The organism is Pedobacter frigidisoli, assembly GCF_004331675.1.
GTDB classification, from domain to species: domain Bacteria; phylum Bacteroidota; class Bacteroidia; order Sphingobacteriales; family Sphingobacteriaceae; genus Pedobacter; species Pedobacter frigidisoli.
Genome location: NZ_SJSN01000005.1, coordinates 118,510 through 139,627, shown reverse-complemented (window position 1 = coordinate 139,627; position 21,118 = coordinate 118,510). Strand labels below are relative to the sequence as shown.

Below are 21,118 nucleotides of genomic sequence, written 5' to 3'. Positions count from 1 at the left end.
AAATCAGCATGAGAAAAATAACGACAATTCTACTTCTATCCTTTATTAGCTTTGGTGTTTACGCGCAAGATTTTGCAGTAAGGAACTATGGTTTTAGATTGGGTTTAACGGCTACACCAACCATTGGGTGGATAAAACCCGAGCAAGGTAAAACGGAAGGCGTTGGGCTTGGATTTTCTTACGGCTTAATTGGAGACTTTAACTTCGCCCCGAACTACAGTTTTTCAACTGCTTTGACCATAACTACCATCAACGGGAAAAGTACAGAGGTAAATGTATCGCCATACCATGCAACAAGCAGTAATGCCATTCCAGTGAGTTACGATTTAAAATACAGAATGCAGTATATCGATTTGCCTTTAACCATAAAATTAAAAACTTTAAAAGCTGATGGGAAACGTTGGTACGGGCAGTTTGGCTTATCGAACTCTTTTATGATTGGTGCGAAACAAGATGCTATCAGAAGCAGTGCACAAGTTGGCGACAATGTTAACATCACCGATTACAGTAGATTTTACCGTGCCGGCTTAATCATTGGCGGCGGAGGTGAATTTGATATCTCTGGAAATACGAGTATCCTTGCAGGCTTAACCTTTAACAATGGTTTTACTAATATTGCAAAAGATGGAACCAGAGATGTTAAAAATCATTATCTAGCCCTTAACTTTGGCTTGTTCTTTTAATCTTGATACCTGATACTCAATACTTAGAAAATGAAAATAGCGCTTGCACAACTCAATTATCATATCGGAAACTTTGAGGCGAACACAAAAAAAATAATCGATAATATTCAATTGGCAAAAGATAAAGGTGCAGACCTGGTCGTATTTGCCGAGTTGGCCATTTGCGGTTATCCGCCTCGCGATTTTTTGGAGTTTGATGAATTTATCTCACTCTGTGAAACTGCAGCTTTAGAAATTGCCAAACATTGTATTGATATTGCTTGCATTGTGGGCTTACCCATTCGAAATGATATTCTTCAGGGTAAGGATTTATTTAATGCAGCATATTTTATAGAAAATGGTCAAGTTAAGGCCGTGGCGAAAAAGGCGCTTTTGCCTACTTATGATGTGTTTGATGAATACCGTTATTTCGAGCCCGCTACCAATTTCAATTGTATCGATTTCAAGGGAAAAAAAATCGCGTTAACCATTTGTGAGGATCTTTGGAACATTAACGATAATCCGTTGTATGTTTCTAACCCGATGGATGAACTGATCAAGCAGCAGCCTGATATCATGATTAATATCGCCGCTTCTCCATTTTCTTATACACATGATGATGAGCGAATTCAAGTATTGGCTGATAATGCCAAGAAATATAATTTGCCGGTGTTTTATGTAAACCAAGTTGGTGCGCAAACTGAAATTATTTTTGATGGTGGTTCGCTAGTTTTCGATGCCGATGGTGCAATGAAAGCTGAAATGAAATACTTTGAGGAAGATCTTCAGGTTTTTGATTTGGCTGAGGTAGAAAATGTGCGCAATAAATATCCTAAACCAGAGCGATTGACTGATATTGAGCAAATTCACGATGCGCTCGTTTTAGGAATTAAGGATTATTTTCGGAAATCTGGTTTTAGTAAAGCTGTGTTAGGTTTATCTGGCGGAATCGATTCTGCAGTAGTTTGTGCTTTGGCTTGCCGGGCTTTGGGAGCAGAAAATGTAATGTCGGTTTTAATGCCGTCTAAATTCTCTTCAGATCATTCTGTGAATGATGCTATGGATTTGGTGAACAATATTGGCTGTATGCATGAAATTGTGCCCATTAAAGAAGCCGCTGAAGCCTTTGATCTTATCCTTGCTCCAGCGTTTAAAGGTTTACCATTTAACTTAGCAGAAGAGAATATTCAGGCCCGTATTCGTGGGATAGTTAACATGGCAATGAGTAATAAGTTTGGCTATATTTTGCTTAATACTTCTAACAAAAGTGAGTGCGCCGTGGGTTACGGAACATTATATGGCGATATGTGCGGTGCAATCGGCGTGATTGGCGATGTTTATAAAACACAGGTTTTTGAGCTGGCAAAGTACATCAACAAGGATCGAGAAATTATTCCGATTAATACCATTGTTAAACCGCCATCGGCTGAGTTAAGGCCAGATCAGAAAGATTCTGATTCGCTACCCGAATATGATATTCTTGATAAAATTCTGTATCAACATATCGAAAGGAAACAGGGATCAAAAGCCATTATCGCCCAAGGTTTTGATGAGGCATTGGTTCAGCGGATTTTAAAAATGGTGAATATCGCAGAATTTAAGCGCTATCAAACTCCACCAATCTTACGCGTTTCGCCGAAAGCTTTTGGTATGGGAAGAAGAATGCCAATTGTAGGGAAATATATGGCTTAAAAGAATAATAATGCTGATGGAAATCAACTACTGAATACCTCAGCATTTCAGTTAGATCAGTTGCTTGCAGCTGATTTATCTAATTTCTCACGGACAATTTTTTTAATCTCGTTGTCCTTTTCAGAATTCAAAATGTGAGCAAGACTTTCTGAATCACTGATTTTCTCGACAGCCATTTTTCTAATTTCTCTATCTTTTTCAAACGTAGCAATGTGGAATAGACTTTCCTCTATGTTCATCTTCTCCACTGCAATCTTTCTGATTTCCTTATCCTCATCATTACTGGCGATGTGAAATAAATGATCTTGTGTATTCATTTTCTCAACTGCCATTTTCCTTATCTCTTTGTCATCATCAAGGCTTGCAATATGGAATAAGCTTTCCTGATTGCTGATTTTACCAACAGCTAGTTTTCTAATCTCTTTATCTTCATCGATACTGGCAATGTGAAATAAACTTTCTTGATTAGTAATTTTTCCGGTAGCCAGTTTTCTTATTTCCTTGTCCTCGTCGGTGCTTGCAACATGAAATAAGCTTTCCTGTATTTTTAATTTTCCTACCGCAATTTTTCTGATCTCCTTATCTTCATCAGTGCTGGCAACATGAAATAAATCCTGCTGGTTGGTCATTTTCTGTACTGCCAACTTCCTTTTCTCTTTATCATCATCAACTTTTTGTATAGCCTTTAATGAGATAAAAGCTTTTTGATGGGATTGACTCAACGTGCTTGCGCTAACATTATTTAAGCCTACTAGGTAGACAGCTATACTTAAAATAATAAGGGACTTTTTCATATCGATGAATTGAGATACCAAGCTATTAAATAAAGTTGAGATTAGTCAGTTTTCAATTGCACAAATAACTGTCAATTAAATAGTTGTGTTTTACAGGTTTTCTCACAATTAACCAGTTTAATAACAACCTGTATAAATTTCATAAAAAAAGCAACCCCTATGTAGAAGTTGCTCTATAATATTTTTTATTGTCTTATGCTAAAGTAGCATCAACAGTAATGGTTGTATTTAATAGTTTAGAGATTGGGCAGTTCTTCTCTGCATCTGCAACCAATTGATCAAATTTTTCTTGCGTTAAATCTGGAACAGATGCTGTTAATGTTAAATGCGATTCTACAATTTCTCCTTTTGATGGATCTAGGTTAATTTCGCATTTAGTTTCTAATTTAGTAGCCGTAAAACCTGCTTCAGCTAAGTTTGCAGATAGTTTCATGGTAAAACATCCAGCATGGGCAGCTGCAATTAATTCTTCTGGATTTGTTCCTACGCCTTCAGCAAAACGAGAATTGAATGAATATTGTGTATCGCTTAAAGTTGTGCTTTGAGTAGTAAGTTTACCACTTCCTTCTTTAATAGAGCCTTGCCATACGGCTGTTGCATTTCTTTTCATAATGATATTTTATTTTGGTTGATTAACAACTAAAGATAATTATATGTTTGTAAAAATGCATTTCTCATTTGTTAAGAAATCATCATTTTAAACCAATTATTCCATTTCAGTTGAAGTTTCTTCGGTCTGTTTTACCTTGCCTCGAAACGATTGGATTAAAAGCACACCAACGCCAATCATAATAGAAATATCAGCGAAGTTAAAAACGCCAGTCTGGAAGATGTAGAAGTCCATGTGCATAAAATCGGTTACAGATCCATGAACAATGCGATCATAAAGATTACCTATTCCACCACCTATTAAAAAGCACAGAGCGATTTGCATGCTAATTGGCAGATTACGTTTTGCAAATAAGAAATACAAACCATAACCGAGGAACAATAATGGTAATCCAGTTAAGATAATTAACCTGAAAATATAGGGCATTTGATCGCCCAAACTTAGAAAAGCACCACTATTTTCTACCTTAGTAAGTGTAAAACGATCTTTGATAATACTGATGTGCTCATAATCGCTAATCTCGCTACGCACAATTTTTTTTGAAATTTGATCGCATCCAAAGTTTAAGGTTAACAATAATATAAGGATAGACCAACGAAGATTTTTAATGTGCTGCATGTTATTTTAGTTAGCTGTCATTGTGAATTCTGGTATAATTAACTCTTTACTAATCTCTGGAATTAACTTTTTAAGTTGCATTTCCCTTTCTTTATTGGCATTAATAAAATACCAATTTTTTCCATTATTGTAGGAAATGCCTATCAAATAGCTCTTAGCTTTGATCTTTTCATCCCGAACTTTCGCTTCAGAAATTTGAGGTATTAAACATTGAATTACTTGCCCCAATTTAATTATTTGTTCATATTTTCCCGTACTCACTTCAATATATGAAACACCTCGTTCTTTAATTATTTCCACACCTTTTTTAAGAGTTACCAGAGCTGAATCAACCCCACCCATAAGTGAGATGATTTTTGGATGTGTATATTTTAATAGCGTTTGAAAATCATTCTCCTTAAATGCTAATACCATTGCTTTAGATTGTTTATCAAGACTATCTAAATAAATTTGTGCTTTTGCACAACCTATAAATAAAAATAGCACAGCTAGAACTTTTATTTTTTTACCCATTTTCTATATGGAATAGTTAGTGCCAAGATAACGGCCAAAGCACTTAATATTTTTGCGATAAGATCGCCATTTTTAACGTAAAAAGTAATTTCATCATTAAGGTTAATATCTCCTTTAATTGCGGTTCTTGTCCACCATTTGGTACTTTGCCTAATATCGCCACGTTGATTAATGAAACAAGAAATTCCTGTGTTGGCCGAACGAGCAACATCACGATGGGTTTCTATTGCCCGCAATTTGGCGTACATTTCGTGTTGAGATTTACCAGAAGTATTTCCCCACCAGCCATCGTTGGTAATAATGGCTATAAATTGCGCTCCATCCTTAACCTGCTTGCCAATCCAATCTCCCCATAAACTTTCGTAACAAACTACTGGAGCGGCGCCTATTCCACTTTGAGCATATAAAACGCTAGGTTTTTCTTGCCAACCCCAACCGCTTACACTTCCGCCTAGCTGAGAAAATACACCGTCCATAAAAGAGAAAACTTTTGGGAAAGGCATTTTTTCTGCACCTGGAACCAGTTTCGATTTATGGTAAAACTGAACGTTAGCAGAGTTTTCGAGCTGCATAGCAGAGTTGAAGTTATCGAGATACATTCCATTAGGATATTTTTTAGCAGATATTGTTCGCTTATCAGGATAGATTTTTATAGTTTCTATTCCAGTAATTAATGTCCCGTTCTTGTATTTATTTAAAAATCCTTGTAAACCAATGATTTCCGGATAGCTTCTTATTCTGTCTTCATCTGCATAAATTGGAAGTGCTGTTTCAGGCCAAATAAAATATTCAGTATTGGTTTGGGCTACAGAATCTGATAAATGGGTTAAAATCTTGATTTGTTCTGCAGGTGGAATATCGCTTAGCTTTAAATAAGGATCAATATTCGGTTGAACCACCACTACGTTACTTGGGGTTCCTATTTGTTTGGCGGTAAGATATTTAGTTAATGATATTCCAATGGGAATGATGACAATGAGTGCCCAAATTCCCAGCGGCTTATATTTTAAATAACCAGTTTGAGATTTGAACTTTCTATAAGCTTCGAAAGCCAAAATATTACTAAATAAAATCCAAAGCGAACCACCATAAATTCCGGTGTAATCGTACCATTGTGCCAATTGGTGCATGCCAGCCAAGCCGTTGCCTAAGGTCATCCAAGGAAAAGCTAAATCCCAGGTTTGCTGTAAATATTCTAAAGCAATGTAAAATGAAATTAAACCGAGGTAAGCGATTTTTCTGTTGGCGTATTTGCTTAAACGGTAGAAGAGCCAGAAAGCAAATGTCATTAATAAAGCACCTAAACCATAAGGTATTAAGGATACTGGAATGGCCACTGCCACACCATTATAAGCACTTATAGCATTATAAACCCAATAAATGGATGCGGTGTTCCAAAGTAGAAATGTTAAGCCTGCGGTCAGAAAAATACGTTTGCCTGCTTTTTTAATGTTGCTTTTGGATATGCTTTCTAGGGCAATAAATAGTGGCACCAACGCAATTAGCAACAGTGGAGTTGTAAAAGGTATTGGAGGCCAGGCAAGCCAAAGTAAAAATGCGCTTAATAAAGCGAGGAGGTAAGTTTGTTTGGATTTCATTTTGGATATTCCGTCATTGCTAGGCACGATTTTATCGTGACGAAGCAATCTTTAATTGTGATTTTTGAGATTTTGATTCTTTAAATAAGATTGCTTCGTCGTTCCTCCTCGCAATGACGGATTATTGTAGCTACAAACTATCTAAAATATTCGCTTTCTTGGCTTCGTATTCTTCTTGAGTAATCAAGTGTTTGTCGTACAAGGTTTTCAACTTCCTAAGTTTTAGCGTTGCCTCATCCTCTGGTTCTTCTACAACCTCTGCAATTTGAATGGGTTCTGGTTCGGGGCTTGGCGCTTCGATTGGTGCAAAATCGGCAAAAGATTGGATAGGCTCAATAACAGGTGCATCAGCAACTTTATTTTCTTCTATTTTTTGCTGATGAAGCGTTTCTTTATAGATTTCGAGTTGCTCATTCGCCGCTTGGTATGATTTTCTTGCCTGCGTTTTAGGGATAAATTCTGTAACGATATTTTCTCCCGTTTGCGGCACACAAATAAACTTAGAACCAAATAATTCCTCCTTAAAAGAAACCTCTTTAATGTTCTTCAAAGAAATATCCTTGAAGTTCATTGTTAAGCCCAAATTACCTGGCTCACAATAAAAAATACGTTTATTGGTGATGGCAATGCTATCTGGCAACAAGTTTACTGCTGGTTTTTTTTGTACCGCTAAATATAAAATTTCTTCGCCTATAGTTAAAAGGTCGTTTAATTTTCCAATAACTTTTTCAACTGCCTTTGGATCTTGTTCGTCACTTAAAAATCTATCTATGCTAATCATAATGTGGTTTAAATTTTTTCTTCGAGATAGTTTGATATCTCTTTTTGTAAAACGGGTATATCTTTAATTATAATTTTCCATATAACGATATCGTTGACATTATCATAAGAATGGATTATTTTATTTCTCAAATCAACGATTTGCCTTGAATAAGAAATAACTATTTTATCATTTACTTTTAGTAGCTTATTAATTGCCTCACCAATAATTTCAACCTCTCTTTCAACAGCTCTTCTTTTGGTTTTATTTGCTTTGTAGATTTCGAAATCAAAGTTGTTTTCTAAGTGGTCGTAAATAGACTCAATTGAGATTTTGATATCAGTAAGAAGTTTTTTTTCTTCTAATAATCTCATATCAATTTAATTTTACTTTGATTAATACTTTCAATTAAATATGGATTACTTAGTGTTTCCTCTGCAACTAAATCAACATCTCTCTTCAGTAAATCTTGTAAGGCATAAAGCAAATCAAAATAATTATTGCCGTAGTTTTCAAAGTTAGATTTATCAGAAAAATTAATTAGAAAGTCAATATCGCTATCTTCTTTTAGTTTATTTTTTGCTGCACTACCAAATAAATAGGCCTCTTTAACATCATATTTTTTAAAAAGACTTTTTATTTCTGGCAAATGTTCTTCAATTAAATTTTCCATGTCGCTAATTCAATTAATCCTACTCTTCAGCATCATCATATTTGTTTTTGCTTTTCGTTACCGATTTTCCAGCAATGCAAATTACAAATTCTCCTTTTAAAGTATTGTTCTCGAAATGTGTTTTTATTTCAACTAAAGTTCCGCGAACAGTTTCCTCAAACATCTTGGTTAATTCTCTGCTTACAGATGCTTGTCTGTCAGCACCTAAATATTGTGCAAATTCTTCCAAAGTTTTTAATAAACGATGTGGACTTTCATAAAGTATAATTGTTCTATCTTCTTCCGCCAGTTTTTTAAACTTCGTTTGTCGGCCCTTTTTTACGGGAAGAAATCCCTCAAAGCAAAAAGCATCGGCAGGTAAACCAGAATTAACAAGAGCCGGAACAAAGGCCGTAGCACCAGGCAAACATTCTACAGCGATTTCATTTTTTATCGCTTCGCGAACCAAGAAAAAACCAGGATCGGAAATTGCTGGCGTGCCAGCATCAGAAATTAAGGCAATTTTTTGTCCCTCGTTTAAGAATTTAATGATCTCCGAGGTTGCTTTATGTTCATTATGCTGGTGATGAGAAAATACTTTTTTATCGATTCCGAAATGCTTCAACATTGGGGCACTGGTGCGGGTATCTTCCGCCAAAATTAAATCGCATTCTTTTAAAATCCGGATAGCCCTAAAGGTCATATCTTCCAAATTGCCTATTGGCGTGGGTACGAGAAATAGTTTGCCACTCATAGTATCAAGTATCAAGTATCAAGTATCAAGATTGAAAACTGCAAACTGAAAACTGAAAACTCTTTCTATCTTTGTAAAAAAATTAAATAATGCTGCAAGTTAACTATATCCGCGAAAATAGAGAGAAAGTTTTAGAACGTTTAAGTGTGCGTAACTTTAAACAACCAGAGTTGGTAGATGAAATCATTAAAATTGATGAAGATCGTCGCTCTACTCAAACTTCGCTCGATCGTATTTCCGCAGAAGCAAATGCAGCAGCCAAACAAATTGGCGATTTAATGCGTACCGGCAAAAAAGAAGAAGCAGAAGCAATCAAAGCAGAAACAACTTCTCATAAAGAAAATATTAAAAACCTTACTGAAAAATTAAATGAATTGGAAACAGCTCAATTTAACGCAGTGGTTCAGTTGCCAAACCTCCCTTATGATTTAGTGCCAAAAGGTTCAACTGCAGAAGAAAATGAAGTGGTTTATCTCCATGGTTCGCCAGCAGAATTACCAACTAAAGCCTTACCACATTGGGAGCTGGCCGCAAAATACGATATCATTGATTTTGAATTAGGCGTGAAGATAACTGGCGCAGGCTTCCCGGTTTATAAGGGAAAAGGAGCGAGGCTACAACGTGCTTTAATTAACTTTTTTCTAGATCATGCGACTGCTGCGGGTTACAGAGAAATGCAAGTTCCTCATTTGGTTAATGCAGCCTCAGGTTTTGGAACAGGGCAATTGCCAGATAAAGAGGGACAAATGTACCACTCAACTGTCGATGATTTATATTTAATTCCAACTGCGGAGGTTCCCGTTACCAATTTATATCGTGACGTGATTCTTAAGGAAGAAGATTTACCGATTAAAAATACTGCTTATACTCCCTGTTTCCGTAGAGAAGCAGGTTCTTATGGTGCTCATGTTCGTGGTTTAAATCGCTTACATCAGTTTGATAAGGTTGAAGTAGTGCAAATTACGCATCCCGATAAATCTTACGAAACGCTGGAGGAAATGAGCCAATATGTGCAATCTTTATTGCAGGAATTGGGCTTACATTATCGTGTTTTGCGTTTGTGTGGTGGCGATATGGGTTTCACCTCTGCAATGACTTACGATATGGAAGTTTGGAGTGCGGCGCAAGAACGTTGGCTAGAGGTTTCATCAGTTTCCAATTTCGAGACTTACCAAGCCAATCGTTTGAAGCTTCGTTTTAAAGGAAAAGAAGGTAAGGCACAATTGGCACATTCACTTAATGGAAGCGCATTGGCATTGCCGCGTATTGTTGCCTCGATTTTAGAAAACTATCAAACAGAAAATGGAATAAAAATTCCCGAAGCATTAGTGAAATACACAGGCTTTGATATGATTGATTAATTATCAATAATTCGTCATTGCGAGGTACGAAGCTATCTTACTATTAGGGGTAGCCCAGTAGCGACCGCTTTAAGATTGCTTCGTACCTCGCAATGACGAAAACTCCATACCTTGCGTAAATTCATTCTTCGGTTTGTGTCATCACAGACCGAAATGAGGGAATTTATCACAAAAAAAAGCTTTGCAGTAATGCAAAGCTTTTTGTTTTTTATAGGTAGATGTGTTTTGTATTCGATGTTTGATTATAAAATCAAGATCAATAATAAGATGATGATGATAATTGCACCAACTGAAAGGTAAACACCACCAGAAACTGCACGAGCCTGACCTTTTAACTCTCTCAGTTCGCTACGTAATGCTTTACGCTCAGATTTTGTCAGGTTTGATTTATCCATGTCTCTGATTTCTTCAACACGGGTTTTAATTCTTTCTAACTTTAAAGTTTGTTCTGCAGTTAATTCCGTAGGGTTTTTTGCAGGTTTTTCAGCAGCCTGAACAGAGTTGAAACTAATTCCTAATGTGAAAATAAGGGCTAGGGTGTAAACGAATTTTTTCATAATATTTAATTTTTTTAGTGTTTCGATGTCTACCTAACAAAAAACCTACCAAAAAGTTCTGGTAGGTTTCATATTGACTAATAAAGTTGTCGACTTTCTCTATTTAATTTCGAAAACTGTGTTTACGCTAAAGTTTAGCTTAATTTTTTTGAAATCTAATTCAGCCGATTCTTGACCAGCACTCATGTCTGATTTCAACATTCTCACATTACTGTACATTGCTTGCGGCATAGCGCCATCACCACCATCTTGAATATCGATAACGCCGCCTAATTTATCGCCCAGAGCCTCGACCATATAAGTTGCTTTTGCCTTTGCAGCTAGAATGGCCTTGATTTTAAGCTCTTTCTTTAAGCTTTCCATTTTCGAATAATCATAGCTTTCGATATTGGTGTTTGCAATCCCTTTAACATCAACTGCAGCAATAATTTCGTTGAACTTGTTTAAATCGCTCACCTTTAAACGATATTGTTTGCTCGCTAAAAAATCAGGGTTTTTCTTTTTTTCTGTAGCATAATTCCAACTGCTTAAATTGCTAATTGTTAAATTTTCCTTTGCTATGCCTGCTTTTTGTAGAGCAGCAAAAAGTTGGTTTTCTAAATCAGTAATCTCTACTTTTTTCTTGCTATTGTTGTCTTTTAAGTACTCTTTCAACGAAATGCTGATGTAAATAATATCAGGTGTAACTTCCGTTTCGGCAGAGCCACTAACGCTTATTTTTTTGCGTAAATCTACTTGTTGGGCCATTGCTGAGGTTAGGCCGAAAAATGCAACGAATGCAATTGCTATTAACTTTTTCATAATTCAAATTTTTCTTTGTGTGTGCTGTAATGATGTAAATGTATTGCAAATTCCACACCGAGATTGAATTATTTTTTAGTTTTTTTGGAAATGATCGACTGAAAATTAATGGCGAAACCTATGCCGCTATTCGCTTTACTACGTTGTCAGCCACGAGGACTGCCTCTACGTGTTCGCTGCTATCGGGTTTATTTACAAAGGATTGTACTGCTATTTCGGGTTGCATTTTGGCTAGCCAGTTTTGCCAATTACATGTACGAAACGTTCCTACGAAACGAAAAAATAACTTCTTTTTTCTACCCATGAGCCCTCCCCAAGTGACGGGATTGGATTTTCGATATGTTAAAAAAGAATTATTGTTTTTGCCCCTTAAACCCGACAGCGCTAAATAGCCCGGAGTGTAGCGCAGCGAATGAGGACTATGAGCAATGGCGGGACTGATGTAGCCGATTAATGCCGAAGCCTGCTTTTCTAATAATTAGAATTTATACTAAATGGAAAGACAAAAGTCTTTTAGAAAAAAAAAATATGCGCAAGGTTTTATGCTTAAATAGACGGAATTATAAATGGTTATAAAACCTAGCGCAGCAGATATTTCTGCAGAATTTTTATCGTGTTACAGTTTTAGAAAACTGTAAAATGGAGAATTAATTTTAGGTTTCTTAAACCTTTGATACTTTAACAGCAGTTGGTCCTTTCTGACCCATTTCTACTTCGAACGTAACTTTATCGCCTTCTTTAATTTGAGTTACCAAACCATTTGCGTGAACAAAAATACTATCCTGAGTTTCTGTGTTTTTAATGAAACCGTAACCTTTACTGTCGTTAAAGAAAGTAACTGTTCCTTTTTTAATCGGGTTTTCATCAATAATATCTTCTTGTCTCGTAATTCCGATTTGAACATCTTCAATATTGAAAACTTTCTTCTTTTTCGGATCTGGTGGAGTAGATGAGATATTACCATTTTCATCAACGTATGCAAACATTTCTTCAAGCGCTAGGCCCTTTTTTGCATTAGACTGACGCTCTTCTTTTTTCTCTTGCTTGTCTTTTTGCTTTTTTAGTCGTTTTTTTTCGTTCTCTTTTTTACTGTATGTTGCCTGAGATTTAGCCATATTTATTTAATTGTTTTGTTTTATGTGGAGTGAGTGAAATCGAGATTTATACAAATATAACAATACTAAAGCAGAAATACGATTTTATTCCAATTAGCGCTGTATGTAACTATGGATTTAAAAAGATTTTCAACCGTAGATTAACCACAGATAAAAAGGATGGACACCGCGATTTTTAGGATTGAGATTATAAAAATGCTGAACCTCATAATATCCGGTTTATCTGCGTTCAGCTGTGGCTAATTAAAATATTTTAATCTGCGAATCAGCGGTTCTATCCTCTGTTCTCCCATTTATCCTTATCAATCTGGTAAACGAAATTCCATTTTACGGCTTCACCATAATAAGCTACCTCGATTTCGCTTACTTTTATGGCGCCCAATTTCTCCGTTGCCTTTTGCGAGCGGAAGTTAGTGGCTCCAATATGTAAAATCACTTTATCTACAAACTGAAAAGCGTAATCTAGCATCAGTTTTTTCAAAGAAGCATTATGCCCCTTACCCCAAAAATCGCGACCGATAAAGGTATAACCTACAGCTACCGAACTGTTTTCCTCATCGAATTCGTAATATCTAGAACTGCCAACAACATCGCTAGTTTCCTTATCATAAACAATAAAAGCACCTTTCGATTCCATAGCACCTTTGAAGAAGTTCTCGAAAACATCACGTTTATAGCGGTCTTTATTCGGGTGCTGTTCCCAAATTAAAGGGTCTGAAGCTACAGTAAATAATTTTTCGAAATCTTCGGCTTTTAGCGGAACAAGGCTAATTAAATCGTTTTCTAATGTAGGTTGTAAATCGAAATTCATCATCCTCTCCCAATTAAAGTAAGTAATAAAATACTGTTCCTCCTTAGCCCTCTCCAAAGGAAAGGGCTTTAAAGTGTTTTGCGGAAACCCAAAAGCCTTACCCAATTAAGGTAAGTAATAATGCTGTTCCTCCTTAGCCCTCTCCCAAGGAAAGGGCTTTAAAGTGTTTTGTGAAAAACAAAGATGTGCCTCTAAAATTTATCTTATAATTACTTGGTTAAAAGCAAAAACGCTGTTTCCCTCCCCTTTGGAGAGGGATTTCCACTAATTATCCAAAGAACAAACTTTCACAGGGTGAGGATGTAAGTATTTTTATTCTACTAACCCCTCAATTTCCACCAATTCATTCGCATCTTTCTGGTAATCTACCTTATCAATTTCGAAACCAAATAAGCTTAAGAAATCTGAGCGGTAACCAGCTAAATCACCAATTGCAGGTAAGGTTTCAGTTGTGGCTTCTTTCCAAAGTTGTGCAACCTTAGCTTGTACATCTTCACGCATTTCCCAATCGTCGATTCTGATTCTGCCTTGCTCATCCACTTGGACAGCACTGCCAGTATATAATCTTTCTGCATATAAACGTTGGATTTGCTCAATCGTACCTTCATGAATACCTTCCGCTTTCATTATTTTGTATAATAAAGAAATGTATAATGGAATTACCGGAATCGCTGAACTTGCCTGTGTAACCAATGCTTTGTTTACAGAAACGTAAGCTTTGCCATTAATATCTTTCAATTTATCGCTGATTTTGAAAGCCGTTGCTTCTAAATCATCTTTGGCTCTGCCGATGGTTCCTTTACGGTAAACGGCTTCAGTTAAAGATGGGCCTATATATGAATAAGCAACTGTTGTAGCGCCATCAGCCAATAGGTTTTCTGCCTTTAAAGCATCAATCCACATTGCCCAATCTTCGCCACCCATAACAGCCACTGTATTTTCGATATCCTCTTCAGTTGCTGGTTCAATAGAAATTTCCGAGACAGTTCCGGTATGAAAATCAACCGTTTTATTGGTGTAAGTTCCGCCAATTGGTTTCAGAGTAGAGCGGTGTAAAACCTCCGTATCAGGGTGTTTTCTTACTGGAGAAGCCAAACTGTAAATCACTAAATCTACCTGACCCAAATCAGCTTTAATGGTTGCTAAAGTACGCTCCTTAATTTCTTTCGAAAAAGCATCGCCGTTAATACTCTTAGCATATAAACCTGCCGCATGCGCTTCCTTTTCAAAAGCCGCACTGTTGTACCAACCCGGAGAGGCTGTTTTGCCTGCTGATGGTGCTTTCTCGAAAAATACACCAATTGTAGCTGCATCAGAACCATAAGCTGCGGCAATTCGCGATGCCAAGCCGAAGCCTGTAGAGGCACCAATTACCAAAACTTTTTTAGGGCCATTAATAGCACCTTTAGATTTTACATATTCAATTTGGTTCATCACGTTTTGAGCGCAACCATCTGGATGTGCCGTTAAACAGATAAAGCCCCTCATTCTCGGTTCAATAATCATTTTGTTCTTATTTTACGTTTTGTAATATAGAAATTGGCTTTTATTGTAATGTTGAGGCCAAATCTTTAACGAAGATAAATTTTTAATTCCTTAACGCTAAATGAAATTTTAATAAAGCAGTTTTAGTAGCGGATAGGGGTTTTATTAGAAAAGCAGTTGCAGTAAGTTTTATGCTTATTTCTTCGGGCTATACGCTATAGCTCCGATAGAAAAATCGGAGGCTGCCGCTACTATCCCGTTTAAGTGGCTAAAATATTACAACTATTTAAGGTTGCATAGTTCAAGACTTATCCATGTGAAAGACCCGAATCCAAACTTTAGTATTCTACATTAATAATTTTCTGCTAATTTAGCGGCACAACAGATAAACCGGATTATCTTTTTATGAGAAAAATATTATTACTGGCTATGATTTCATTCATGGCATTAGGAAAGCTTTCTGCACAAACGCAATATCAAAATTCTGGCTGGTTCTTTTTTTTAAACAACACTAAGTTTAATAAAAAATGGGGCTTGCAGTTCGATGCTCAAATCCGTTCTGCCGATGATTGGGGATATGTTAGGAATACCTTAATTCGCCCGGCACTACAATATTTTATCAATGATAAACATAATGTGGCACTAGGATATTTGTGGCAAACTACAGATTTGAGGTTGATTGGCACAAGTAAAAATTTATTTAACGAGCACCGAATTTTCGAACAATATATTTATACACATAAATTAAAATCAATTTTTGCAAGTCATCGTTTTAGGGTTGAACAAAGATTTATTGAGCGACCTAATGAAGAAGTATTTTCTCAGCGTTTCCGTTACTTTTTTAGGTTGATTCAGCCCTTGCAAAAAGCTCAGCCAACATTTACCAATGGCGCTTTCGTGGCTTTACAAAACGAGGTTTTCTTAAACTTCCAAAATAAGGATAAGATTAATAACAGTGTTTTCGACCAAAATAGAGCCTATTTGGCCTTAGGGTACCGTTTTTCGAAAAAGTTAGATATTGAGGCAGGTTACATGAATCAAGCTGTTAAAAATTTATCAAACCATACCAATAATAGCATCATTCAATTAGCTGTATATACTAGGTTTTAAAGTCTAAAAGTCATTTTTTGTCTCACTAGGATTACGAAATGTTAAAGATCTTGTAATTGATGCTGCTTTTTGCTCAATTTGTCGCGTGAAAAAATTCTCCATTTTATTTTTAGCGCTCTTGTTTGGAAAGCGGATGCAGGCACAAGAGATTACTACTTCATCAACCGATGTTGCACCCACTTCAAAAAGCTTATTTAATCCTGAACATAAAAGAAAAGATTCTCGCAAGGGCGATTTTTATTTTCATTGGGGATATAACCATTCTTGGTATGATAAGAGCGATATCAGATTTCAAGGTCCGAATTACGATTTCACATTAAAAGATGTAGTTGCTCACGATAGGCAATCGAAGTTGAGTTGGCAATATTTAAATCCAGGTTTAATTACTGTTCCTCAATATAACATCCGCGTTGGCTATTTCATTAAAGATAATTACAGTGTTTCCATTGGTTGGGATCACATGAAATATGTAATGGATATTCCACAAAATGTAGCCATTACAGGCCATATTGGTGCTAACATTTCCCATGATAATGTACCTACAGGGTCCATGGCTGGAGATTACAACGGCCAAACCATTAACGTTAAAGAAAACATGTTAACGTATGAACATACAGATGGTTTCAATTATGCCAATATCGAGGTTGAGCGGTATGACGATATTTGGGTTGCTCCTGGAGGGAATACGTCGTTGACTTTAGAAACAGGTTTGGGTGCAGGTTTACTCGTTCCACGTAGTGATGTTCGACTTTTTGGTGAAGGCAGGAATAACCATTTCAGTATTTCTGGTTATGGCATTTCGGCTAAATTGGGTTTGAAATTCTACGTTTGGAAAAACATTTATCTCCAAAATACAACCAAAGTTGGCGCTACAAACTTAACCAATGTGCATACCACTGGTTGGGATGAGCTGGATAAGGCTAGTCAGAAGATTAATTACCTGGAGAATATGTGGGTAATTGGCGTGCAGTTCTAAGCTAACGATCTTATTCTATTTGCAGATCCTAATTAAAAGAAGCCCTGAACGCTAATGGCGAAAGATTGGTTTTGGTTTTGAATAATTTGCTGAAGGATTGGGGATGTTCGAAGCCCAATTCGTAAGCAATTTCACTCACCGATAAGTTGGTTATTGATAACTTTTCCTTTGCTTTTTCAATGAGTTTATCGTGAATATGCTGTTGTGTACTTTGCCCGGTTAAAACCTTTAGCAAGCCACTTAAATAATTGGGAGACATATTTAAAGTCTGTGCAATATATTGAACGGTTGGCAAACCTTTTGTTGGCTGATCATTTTCGAAATATTTTTCTAGCATACTTTCTATTCGATCGAGGATGGTATGATTGGCTATTTTTCTGGTCAAAAACTGGCGATGATAAAATCGATCTGAATAGGTAAGCAACAGTTCTAGTTGAGCAAGTATCACATTCTGACTAAATTTATCAATATTCGAATGGTATTCCTGCTGTATGTTTTGCATGATGGTCGCGACGGTATTTTCCTCTTTATCAGAAAGAAAAAGTGCCTCATGTACAGAATAATCGAAAAACTCGCATTGCTTAATGATCTTGGCCAAAGGCGTGTTCCATAAAAAGTCGGGATGAACGAGCAACATCCATCCCGAATGATTTAAAGGATTTGCTTTCTCTACCTCAATCCGAAAAATCTGACCAGGTGAAATGAAGAACATAATGCCTTCATCGAAATCATATTCTTGTTGACCATACCTTATTTTGGCATTAAAATTTCTCTTCAGGGCAATGGAATAAAAATCGAAAACAATATTGTTTTTACCCTCAGGCATATTATGAACATCAGCCAAATTTATAACGCTGATTAACGGATGCTCGGGCTTTGGTAAACCTCTGAACTTATGAAATTCGCTGATCGTTTTAAATTTATGAAAATGAGTGGTGGCCATAATCTAAGGTAATTAATTATTTAAATGCAGTTGCAAATTCTTTAGCAAAATCTGTCATTTTTACCTTACCCATTATGGCAGGTTTATTTTGGTAATAATCTTGCGCTAATAATCCGCTGTGAAGTGCGCCGTACATCTCCACCAAACCAGCTGCGATTTTTGGGTTCATTCCAATAGAAACCAAGCCATTTAAAGTTTCTTCATCAGAAACAACAACCCATTTTAAATCTGGTTTACTAATGGCTTCGCCTAAAATCCTGGCAGTTTCATTGCCCGAAATATCGTCACTCGCTACTGATCTGGCTTTTCTACCCGCAAAGGATGATGTTAATTCTTCGGCAACGGCAGCAGCAATATCAATTGGTGAAACCCATGGAATGATATCTTCTCCACCATAATTGGCAGCGATAATCCCAGCCGATTTTATCATTTCTACATATCCAAATAGATTATAGTAAAATGAATTGGGACGCATGTGTGTGATGGTTACGTTTTCAGGCAATTCGTTTAAAAGCAATTCTACTTGGTGTGCACCCGCTAAAATACCGTTGCCCTCTGCTAAATTTCCACCAATTGTACTCAAGTTAACCACACGTTTTATGCCTGAAGCTTGAATGGCTTGTACATAATTTTTCCCAAAGCCGGTAAAGTATGCTAATAAATCGAGGTTAGGATCGAAGTAATTTCCTGGAGGAACCATGGTGTAAACGGCATGTGCACCATTAAAAGTTGTTGTTAAAAAATCTACATCTTGTAGTGAACCGATGGCAGCTTTTGCCCCCAAGGCTTCAATCTGTTTTTGTTTTTCGGGGTTACTGCTGATCACGGTAACCTCATGTCCTTTTTGCACCAACTCGTTTGTAAGTGGCTTGCTAATATGACCTAACGAACCTGTTATGATAATTTTCATTTTCTATTGATTTGATGCTTCAAATTTCAGAAGAATCAAATTGATAAATGAAGCCGAATCTACTGGATTTGTAGCCGAAAAAGAGAGAAGAAGATTTGTATTTTAGTTTAACAATAAAGTTCGCCGCTTTATAAAGTTTATGATAGTTGGTTCACTCATTTAAATCTGCATTGAGCATGGAGAGTTCGGTGATCATCTTATTCTCTCTGGAAAATGCTATCAGCTGTGCTAAGCGATTCTCATTGTTGTATTTTAGAGTTGAATTTAACTTTCTCTGGCAGTGTGAGCAGAGCCTTAAAATACTTTTATCTGTTTCTTTCATACTATTTGTTCCATTCATTAAACATTGCGCATACAGGCAGTGGCTCAAGCCAAACATGTGTCCAATTTCATGAGCACTCACTTTTAGTAACCTCGTTGAACTCAACCGGTAGTTTCTTTCTGATAAGGGACCGTGCTGTAATCTAAAAGTTGAGCTTACAGCAACTCCTTTTTGATAGGATGCTAATCCAAAAACAAAGTTCCACTTTTTATCTGGGTACAGATCCATTTCTGTTATCCCCATTATTACGATACCGCCGGCTGGTTTATTTAGCATTACTACCGAATCTCGAACATAAGGCGCAAATAGTTGCTCATGATTTTCCGGTCCGATTCTTCTGGCATTTTTTGGGATTACAACATTACCTACTTTATCTAATATAACCGTTTTAAGTTGGAAGAATAAAGCCATATAAGATCTGGTATACTCTATCTGCTTTAATTGGAGAGGGGAAAAGTTACCAATAGGTTTTAGATAAATTATTTTTTGTTGTTGATTTGGTGTTAGTGGTTTAGCATTGACAAAATCTTCTAGAGTTTGTGGTGTTTCGTTATGATTATAACGCCATTCTCCACGTTTAGGCATTTGCAAAGGGAGGTCGTTTTTGGCTATTGTCTTAAAATAAGATTTTTTATCTGTAGAACATGAATGTAAAATTGACAATAGGAAAATGCTATAAATGATTATTTTAAGGTCAATGATGAAGTAAGAGCGCATTTTAAGTTTGTTTTTCGTTTTTACTCGGTTTTTTCAAAATGGTTTATAACGGTTTAGGTAATGCCTCTTTTCTTTCTGTCATTTCAGGGTTACTATTTTGTCTGCAACTTGCCTGCAATGGTCAAGGTTTCCTAACACTCCAATTGTCACTGCTTCTATTTCGTGCAAAGCCTTTGCTATGGTCTCACTGTCTGCTCCGATTGTTTTTAATTTAAAAATAGTTGGTGTGTAGCTTTGATATTCATCCCTTGGTGCAATATCATTAATGCCAATTGGGTCCCAATCTTTCCATAATATCAAGTCAATTGCTTCATAAAGATTTGTAGGTTCTTCGTTTTTAAGTAGCTTATGAAAGTCTGTCAAAAGAGGTTCTATGCCAGTCTGGTCTGGTTCAAAACTGAATTTTAAGTAATTTTCTTCATGTGAACCACCAACTTGTCCATATACAATTACTTGTCCGTGAGGCTTCATTTGGAAATTTATATTTGCATCACTATCGTTGTCTTCAATTATTGTGTTGCCTGATATTACTTGCCTCATTGTAGTCAAGTCAGAACACATTTTTTCAATTTGGTCACGCCTCACACAAAAATGAGAAGTTCCGCGGAAGCCATCTGAAATTACTGTCAAGTCGAAAGTAAAATTGATTTGAACTAAATATCTTGTCGCAAACGATAGCTGTTCCGATTCTCTATTAGTTTTTAATTCTATTATGTCGTCAATTTCTATCATTCTTCTGTTTGTTGCAGGGGCTTCCTAAAGTGGCAAATAACTCATCGCTTTGCACTACTATTTCAATTTAAATATTTATACACGAATATAAGTGTTTAATACCCAATTGTAGTTGTTTAGCTCACTCATCCAACAACCTTCTATGATAATTTATCTGCCCTAAATGATAAGCCAAATGTGTTGTTAAATGGGTAAGGAAATATGCTGTTGAGCTTTTATCTTCTAAAACCAACATTGGGTATTCCACTTCAATTTGCTGATCCGTGAGCCTACTTAAAGTTTCATCTACGATTTTAGCGGTTTCTTCAATCTTAAGAATTAATTCCTTTTGCGGAATATCTTTTAATGAAAATTCTAGTTCACGATTTCGAATATAGTTAGTGCCGCCTAAAGTTGCACCGATATAAGTATTCAGATTTCCAATTAAATGGACACAAAGATTGCCGGCAGAATTTGAAATGCTAGCATCAATAATCCACAGATTTGATTCGGTTTGATAAGATTCAATTTCAGTCTTAAGTCGTTTAAGATCGCGACTGAAAAGTGATTGGAGTATTACTATATACATTGAGCTTTAGAATTGAATAAACTTAAGAAATATAGTAGGGATCTGGAGTGTTTTAAC

At 36.3% G+C, this 21,118-nt stretch carries 24 protein-coding genes; 5 read left to right on the top strand and 19 right to left on the bottom strand.

Annotated elements, in window-relative coordinates; all coding sequences use genetic code 11:
- Positions 1–8: 8 nt before the first annotated feature.
- Together EZ449_RS07720 and EZ449_RS07715 are read left to right on the top strand one after the other, a co-directional pair.
- A complete protein-coding gene (locus tag EZ449_RS07720) occupies positions 9–683 on the top strand; it encodes a porin family protein (protein WP_131557388.1) in 675 nt (224 codons plus the stop codon).
- Positions 684–713: 30 nt separating this feature from the next.
- A complete protein-coding gene (locus EZ449_RS07715; protein ID WP_131557387.1) occupies positions 714–2,354 on the top strand; it encodes an NAD+ synthase in 1,641 nt (546 codons plus the stop codon).
- Between the two features lie 56 nt (positions 2,355–2,410).
- Here EZ449_RS07715 and EZ449_RS07710 read toward each other — a convergent pair whose 3' ends face one another.
- The 9 genes from EZ449_RS07710 to rsmI all read right to left on the bottom strand — a co-directional run bounded on the left by EZ449_RS07710 (position 2,411) and on the right by rsmI (position 8,653).
- The gene (locus EZ449_RS07710; RefSeq protein ID WP_131557386.1) at positions 2,411–3,148 is read right to left on the bottom strand and encodes a BspA family leucine-rich repeat surface protein; all 738 of its coding nucleotides are present in this window, start codon (positions 3,146–3,148) and stop codon (positions 2,411–2,413) included.
- Between the two features lie 193 nt (positions 3,149–3,341).
- Entirely contained in the window at positions 3,342–3,758 is a 417-nt protein-coding gene (locus EZ449_RS07705) for an OsmC family protein (RefSeq protein WP_205942958.1), read from the bottom strand.
- 96 nt (positions 3,759–3,854) lie between these two features.
- Positions 3,855–4,376 (bottom strand): signal peptidase II, encoded by a 522-nt coding sequence (lspA, locus tag EZ449_RS07700; RefSeq protein ID WP_131557384.1) that lies wholly within the window; start codon positions 4,374–4,376, stop codon positions 3,855–3,857.
- Positions 4,377–4,382: 6 nt separating this feature from the next.
- Positions 4,383–4,889, bottom strand: a complete 507-nt coding sequence (locus tag EZ449_RS07695; protein WP_131557383.1) for a hypothetical protein — start codon at positions 4,887–4,889, stop codon at positions 4,383–4,385.
- On the bottom strand, positions 4,874–6,487 hold the full coding sequence (lnt, locus tag EZ449_RS07690) for an apolipoprotein N-acyltransferase (RefSeq protein ID WP_131557382.1): 1,614 nt from the start codon (positions 6,485–6,487) through the stop codon (positions 4,874–4,876). The genes EZ449_RS07695 and lnt overlap by 16 nt, the downstream gene beginning before the upstream one ends.
- Before the next feature lie 130 nt (positions 6,488–6,617).
- Positions 6,618–7,268, bottom strand: a complete 651-nt coding sequence (locus tag EZ449_RS07685) for a PH domain-containing protein (protein WP_131557381.1) — start codon at positions 7,266–7,268, stop codon at positions 6,618–6,620.
- Positions 7,269–7,276: 8 nt separating this feature from the next.
- Complete coding sequence (locus EZ449_RS07680; RefSeq protein WP_131557380.1) at positions 7,277–7,621, bottom strand: HepT-like ribonuclease domain-containing protein; 345 nt, start codon at positions 7,619–7,621, stop codon at positions 7,277–7,279.
- Positions 7,618–7,920 carry a nucleotidyltransferase family protein gene (locus EZ449_RS07675; protein WP_131557379.1) on the bottom strand — a complete coding sequence of 101 codons (303 nt, stop codon included), beginning with the start codon at positions 7,918–7,920 and terminating at the stop codon, positions 7,618–7,620. Before EZ449_RS07675 ends, EZ449_RS07680 begins: the two co-directional genes overlap by 4 nt.
- A 19-nt stretch (positions 7,921–7,939) precedes the next feature.
- On the bottom strand, positions 7,940–8,653 hold the full coding sequence (gene rsmI / locus EZ449_RS07670; RefSeq protein ID WP_131557378.1) for a 16S rRNA (cytidine(1402)-2'-O)-methyltransferase: 714 nt from the start codon (positions 8,651–8,653) through the stop codon (positions 7,940–7,942).
- Between the two features lie 89 nt (positions 8,654–8,742).
- On the opposite strand from rsmI, the gene serS reads away from it, so the two are divergent.
- The gene (gene serS / locus EZ449_RS07665; RefSeq protein ID WP_131557377.1) at positions 8,743–10,014 is read left to right on the top strand and encodes a serine--tRNA ligase; all 1,272 of its coding nucleotides are present in this window, start codon (positions 8,743–8,745) and stop codon (positions 10,012–10,014) included.
- 242 nt (positions 10,015–10,256) lie between these two features.
- Here serS and EZ449_RS07660 read toward each other — a convergent pair whose 3' ends face one another.
- The 5 genes from EZ449_RS07660 to fabV all read right to left on the bottom strand — a co-directional run bounded on the left by EZ449_RS07660 (position 10,257) and on the right by fabV (position 14,804).
- Positions 10,257–10,571 (bottom strand): hypothetical protein, encoded by a 315-nt coding sequence (locus tag EZ449_RS07660; RefSeq protein ID WP_131557376.1) that lies wholly within the window; start codon positions 10,569–10,571, stop codon positions 10,257–10,259.
- Positions 10,572–10,670: 99 nt separating this feature from the next.
- Complete coding sequence (locus tag EZ449_RS07655) at positions 10,671–11,372, bottom strand: SIMPL domain-containing protein (RefSeq protein ID WP_131557375.1); 702 nt, start codon at positions 11,370–11,372, stop codon at positions 10,671–10,673.
- Positions 11,373–12,034: 662 nt separating this feature from the next.
- Positions 12,035–12,487: a cold-shock protein gene (locus tag EZ449_RS07650; protein ID WP_131533794.1), complete on the bottom strand. Its 453-nt coding sequence runs from the start codon at positions 12,485–12,487 to the stop codon at positions 12,035–12,037.
- Between the two features lie 274 nt (positions 12,488–12,761).
- Positions 12,762–13,301 carry a GNAT family N-acetyltransferase gene (locus EZ449_RS07645; RefSeq protein WP_225872260.1) on the bottom strand — a complete coding sequence of 180 codons (540 nt, stop codon included), beginning with the start codon at positions 13,299–13,301 and terminating at the stop codon, positions 12,762–12,764.
- 309 nt (positions 13,302–13,610) lie between these two features.
- A complete protein-coding gene (gene fabV, locus EZ449_RS07640) occupies positions 13,611–14,804 on the bottom strand; it encodes an enoyl-ACP reductase FabV (RefSeq protein ID WP_131557374.1) in 1,194 nt (397 codons plus the stop codon).
- Between the two features lie 384 nt (positions 14,805–15,188).
- Here fabV and EZ449_RS07635 point away from each other — a divergent pair, with 384 nt between their 5' ends.
- Both EZ449_RS07635 and EZ449_RS07630 read left to right on the top strand, forming a co-directional pair.
- Complete coding sequence (locus EZ449_RS07635; protein ID WP_131557373.1) at positions 15,189–15,893, top strand: DUF2490 domain-containing protein; 705 nt, start codon at positions 15,189–15,191, stop codon at positions 15,891–15,893.
- Positions 15,894–15,978: 85 nt separating this feature from the next.
- Entirely contained in the window at positions 15,979–16,869 is an 891-nt protein-coding gene (locus EZ449_RS07630) for a hypothetical protein (protein WP_225872259.1), read from the top strand.
- Positions 16,870–16,897: 28 nt separating this feature from the next.
- On the opposite strand, the gene EZ449_RS07625 is transcribed toward EZ449_RS07630, so the two are convergent.
- The 5 genes from EZ449_RS07625 to EZ449_RS07605 form a co-directional block, all read right to left on the bottom strand.
- Positions 16,898–17,812, bottom strand: coding sequence for a helix-turn-helix domain-containing protein (locus EZ449_RS07625; protein WP_131557372.1), 915 nt, complete (start codon positions 17,810–17,812; stop codon positions 16,898–16,900).
- 16 nt (positions 17,813–17,828) lie between these two features.
- Positions 17,829–18,722, bottom strand: coding sequence for an NAD(P)H-binding protein (locus tag EZ449_RS07620; RefSeq protein WP_131557371.1), 894 nt, complete (start codon positions 18,720–18,722; stop codon positions 17,829–17,831).
- Positions 18,723–18,873: 151 nt separating this feature from the next.
- The gene (locus EZ449_RS07615; protein ID WP_131557370.1) at positions 18,874–19,761 is read right to left on the bottom strand and encodes an archaemetzincin; all 888 of its coding nucleotides are present in this window, start codon (positions 19,759–19,761) and stop codon (positions 18,874–18,876) included.
- Positions 19,762–19,839: 78 nt separating this feature from the next.
- Positions 19,840–20,493: a hypothetical protein gene (locus EZ449_RS07610; RefSeq protein WP_131557369.1), complete on the bottom strand. Its 654-nt coding sequence runs from the start codon at positions 20,491–20,493 to the stop codon at positions 19,840–19,842.
- A gap of 121 nt (positions 20,494–20,614) precedes the next feature.
- Positions 20,615–21,061: a DinB family protein gene (locus tag EZ449_RS07605; protein WP_131557368.1), complete on the bottom strand. Its 447-nt coding sequence runs from the start codon at positions 21,059–21,061 to the stop codon at positions 20,615–20,617.
- Positions 21,062–21,118 lie beyond the last annotated feature (57 nt).

What these genes read in the sequence shown, in the direction of transcription:
- EZ449_RS07720 (WP_131557388.1), top strand. Translation starts at nt 9, where the DNA reads ATGAGAAAAATAACGACAATTCTACTTCTATCCTTTATTAGCTTTGGT.
- EZ449_RS07715 (WP_131557387.1), top strand. Translation starts at nt 714, where the DNA reads ATGAAAATAGCGCTTGCACAACTCAATTATCATATCGGAAACTTTGAG.
- EZ449_RS07710 (WP_131557386.1), bottom strand. Translation starts at nt 3,148, where the DNA reads ATGAAAAAGTCCCTTATTATTTTAAGTATAGCTGTCTACCTAGTAGGC.
- EZ449_RS07705 (WP_205942958.1), bottom strand. Translation starts at nt 3,758, where the DNA reads ATGAAAAGAAATGCAACAGCCGTATGGCAAGGCTCTATTAAAGAAGGA.
- lspA (WP_131557384.1), bottom strand. Translation starts at nt 4,376, where the DNA reads ATGCAGCACATTAAAAATCTTCGTTGGTCTATCCTTATATTATTGTTA.
- EZ449_RS07695 (WP_131557383.1), bottom strand. Translation starts at nt 4,889, where the DNA reads ATGGGTAAAAAAATAAAAGTTCTAGCTGTGCTATTTTTATTTATAGGT.
- lnt (WP_131557382.1), bottom strand. Translation starts at nt 6,487, where the DNA reads ATGAAATCCAAACAAACTTACCTCCTCGCTTTATTAAGCGCATTTTTA.
- EZ449_RS07685 (WP_131557381.1), bottom strand. Translation starts at nt 7,268, where the DNA reads ATGATTAGCATAGATAGATTTTTAAGTGACGAACAAGATCCAAAGGCA.
- EZ449_RS07680 (WP_131557380.1), bottom strand. Translation starts at nt 7,621, where the DNA reads ATGAGATTATTAGAAGAAAAAAAACTTCTTACTGATATCAAAATCTCA.
- EZ449_RS07675 (WP_131557379.1), bottom strand. Translation starts at nt 7,920, where the DNA reads ATGGAAAATTTAATTGAAGAACATTTGCCAGAAATAAAAAGTCTTTTT.
- rsmI (WP_131557378.1), bottom strand. Translation starts at nt 8,653, where the DNA reads ATGAGTGGCAAACTATTTCTCGTACCCACGCCAATAGGCAATTTGGAA.
- serS (WP_131557377.1), top strand. Translation starts at nt 8,743, where the DNA reads ATGCTGCAAGTTAACTATATCCGCGAAAATAGAGAGAAAGTTTTAGAA.
- EZ449_RS07660 (WP_131557376.1), bottom strand. Translation starts at nt 10,571, where the DNA reads ATGAAAAAATTCGTTTACACCCTAGCCCTTATTTTCACATTAGGAATT.
- EZ449_RS07655 (WP_131557375.1), bottom strand. Translation starts at nt 11,372, where the DNA reads ATGAAAAAGTTAATAGCAATTGCATTCGTTGCATTTTTCGGCCTAACC.
- EZ449_RS07650 (WP_131533794.1), bottom strand. Translation starts at nt 12,487, where the DNA reads ATGGCTAAATCTCAGGCAACATACAGTAAAAAAGAGAACGAAAAAAAA.
- EZ449_RS07645 (WP_225872260.1), bottom strand. Translation starts at nt 13,301, where the DNA reads ATGATGAATTTCGATTTACAACCTACATTAGAAAACGATTTAATTAGC.
- fabV (WP_131557374.1), bottom strand. Translation starts at nt 14,804, where the DNA reads ATGATTATTGAACCGAGAATGAGGGGCTTTATCTGTTTAACGGCACAT.
- EZ449_RS07635 (WP_131557373.1), top strand. Translation starts at nt 15,189, where the DNA reads ATGAGAAAAATATTATTACTGGCTATGATTTCATTCATGGCATTAGGA.
- EZ449_RS07625 (WP_131557372.1), bottom strand. Translation starts at nt 17,812, where the DNA reads ATGGCCACCACTCATTTTCATAAATTTAAAACGATCAGCGAATTTCAT.
- EZ449_RS07620 (WP_131557371.1), bottom strand. Translation starts at nt 18,722, where the DNA reads ATGAAAATTATCATAACAGGTTCGTTAGGTCATATTAGCAAGCCACTT.
- EZ449_RS07615 (WP_131557370.1), bottom strand. Translation starts at nt 19,761, where the DNA reads ATGCGCTCTTACTTCATCATTGACCTTAAAATAATCATTTATAGCATT.
- EZ449_RS07610 (WP_131557369.1), bottom strand. Translation starts at nt 20,493, where the DNA reads ATGATAGAAATTGACGACATAATAGAATTAAAAACTAATAGAGAATCG.
- EZ449_RS07605 (WP_131557368.1), bottom strand. Translation starts at nt 21,061, where the DNA reads ATGTATATAGTAATACTCCAATCACTTTTCAGTCGCGATCTTAAACGA.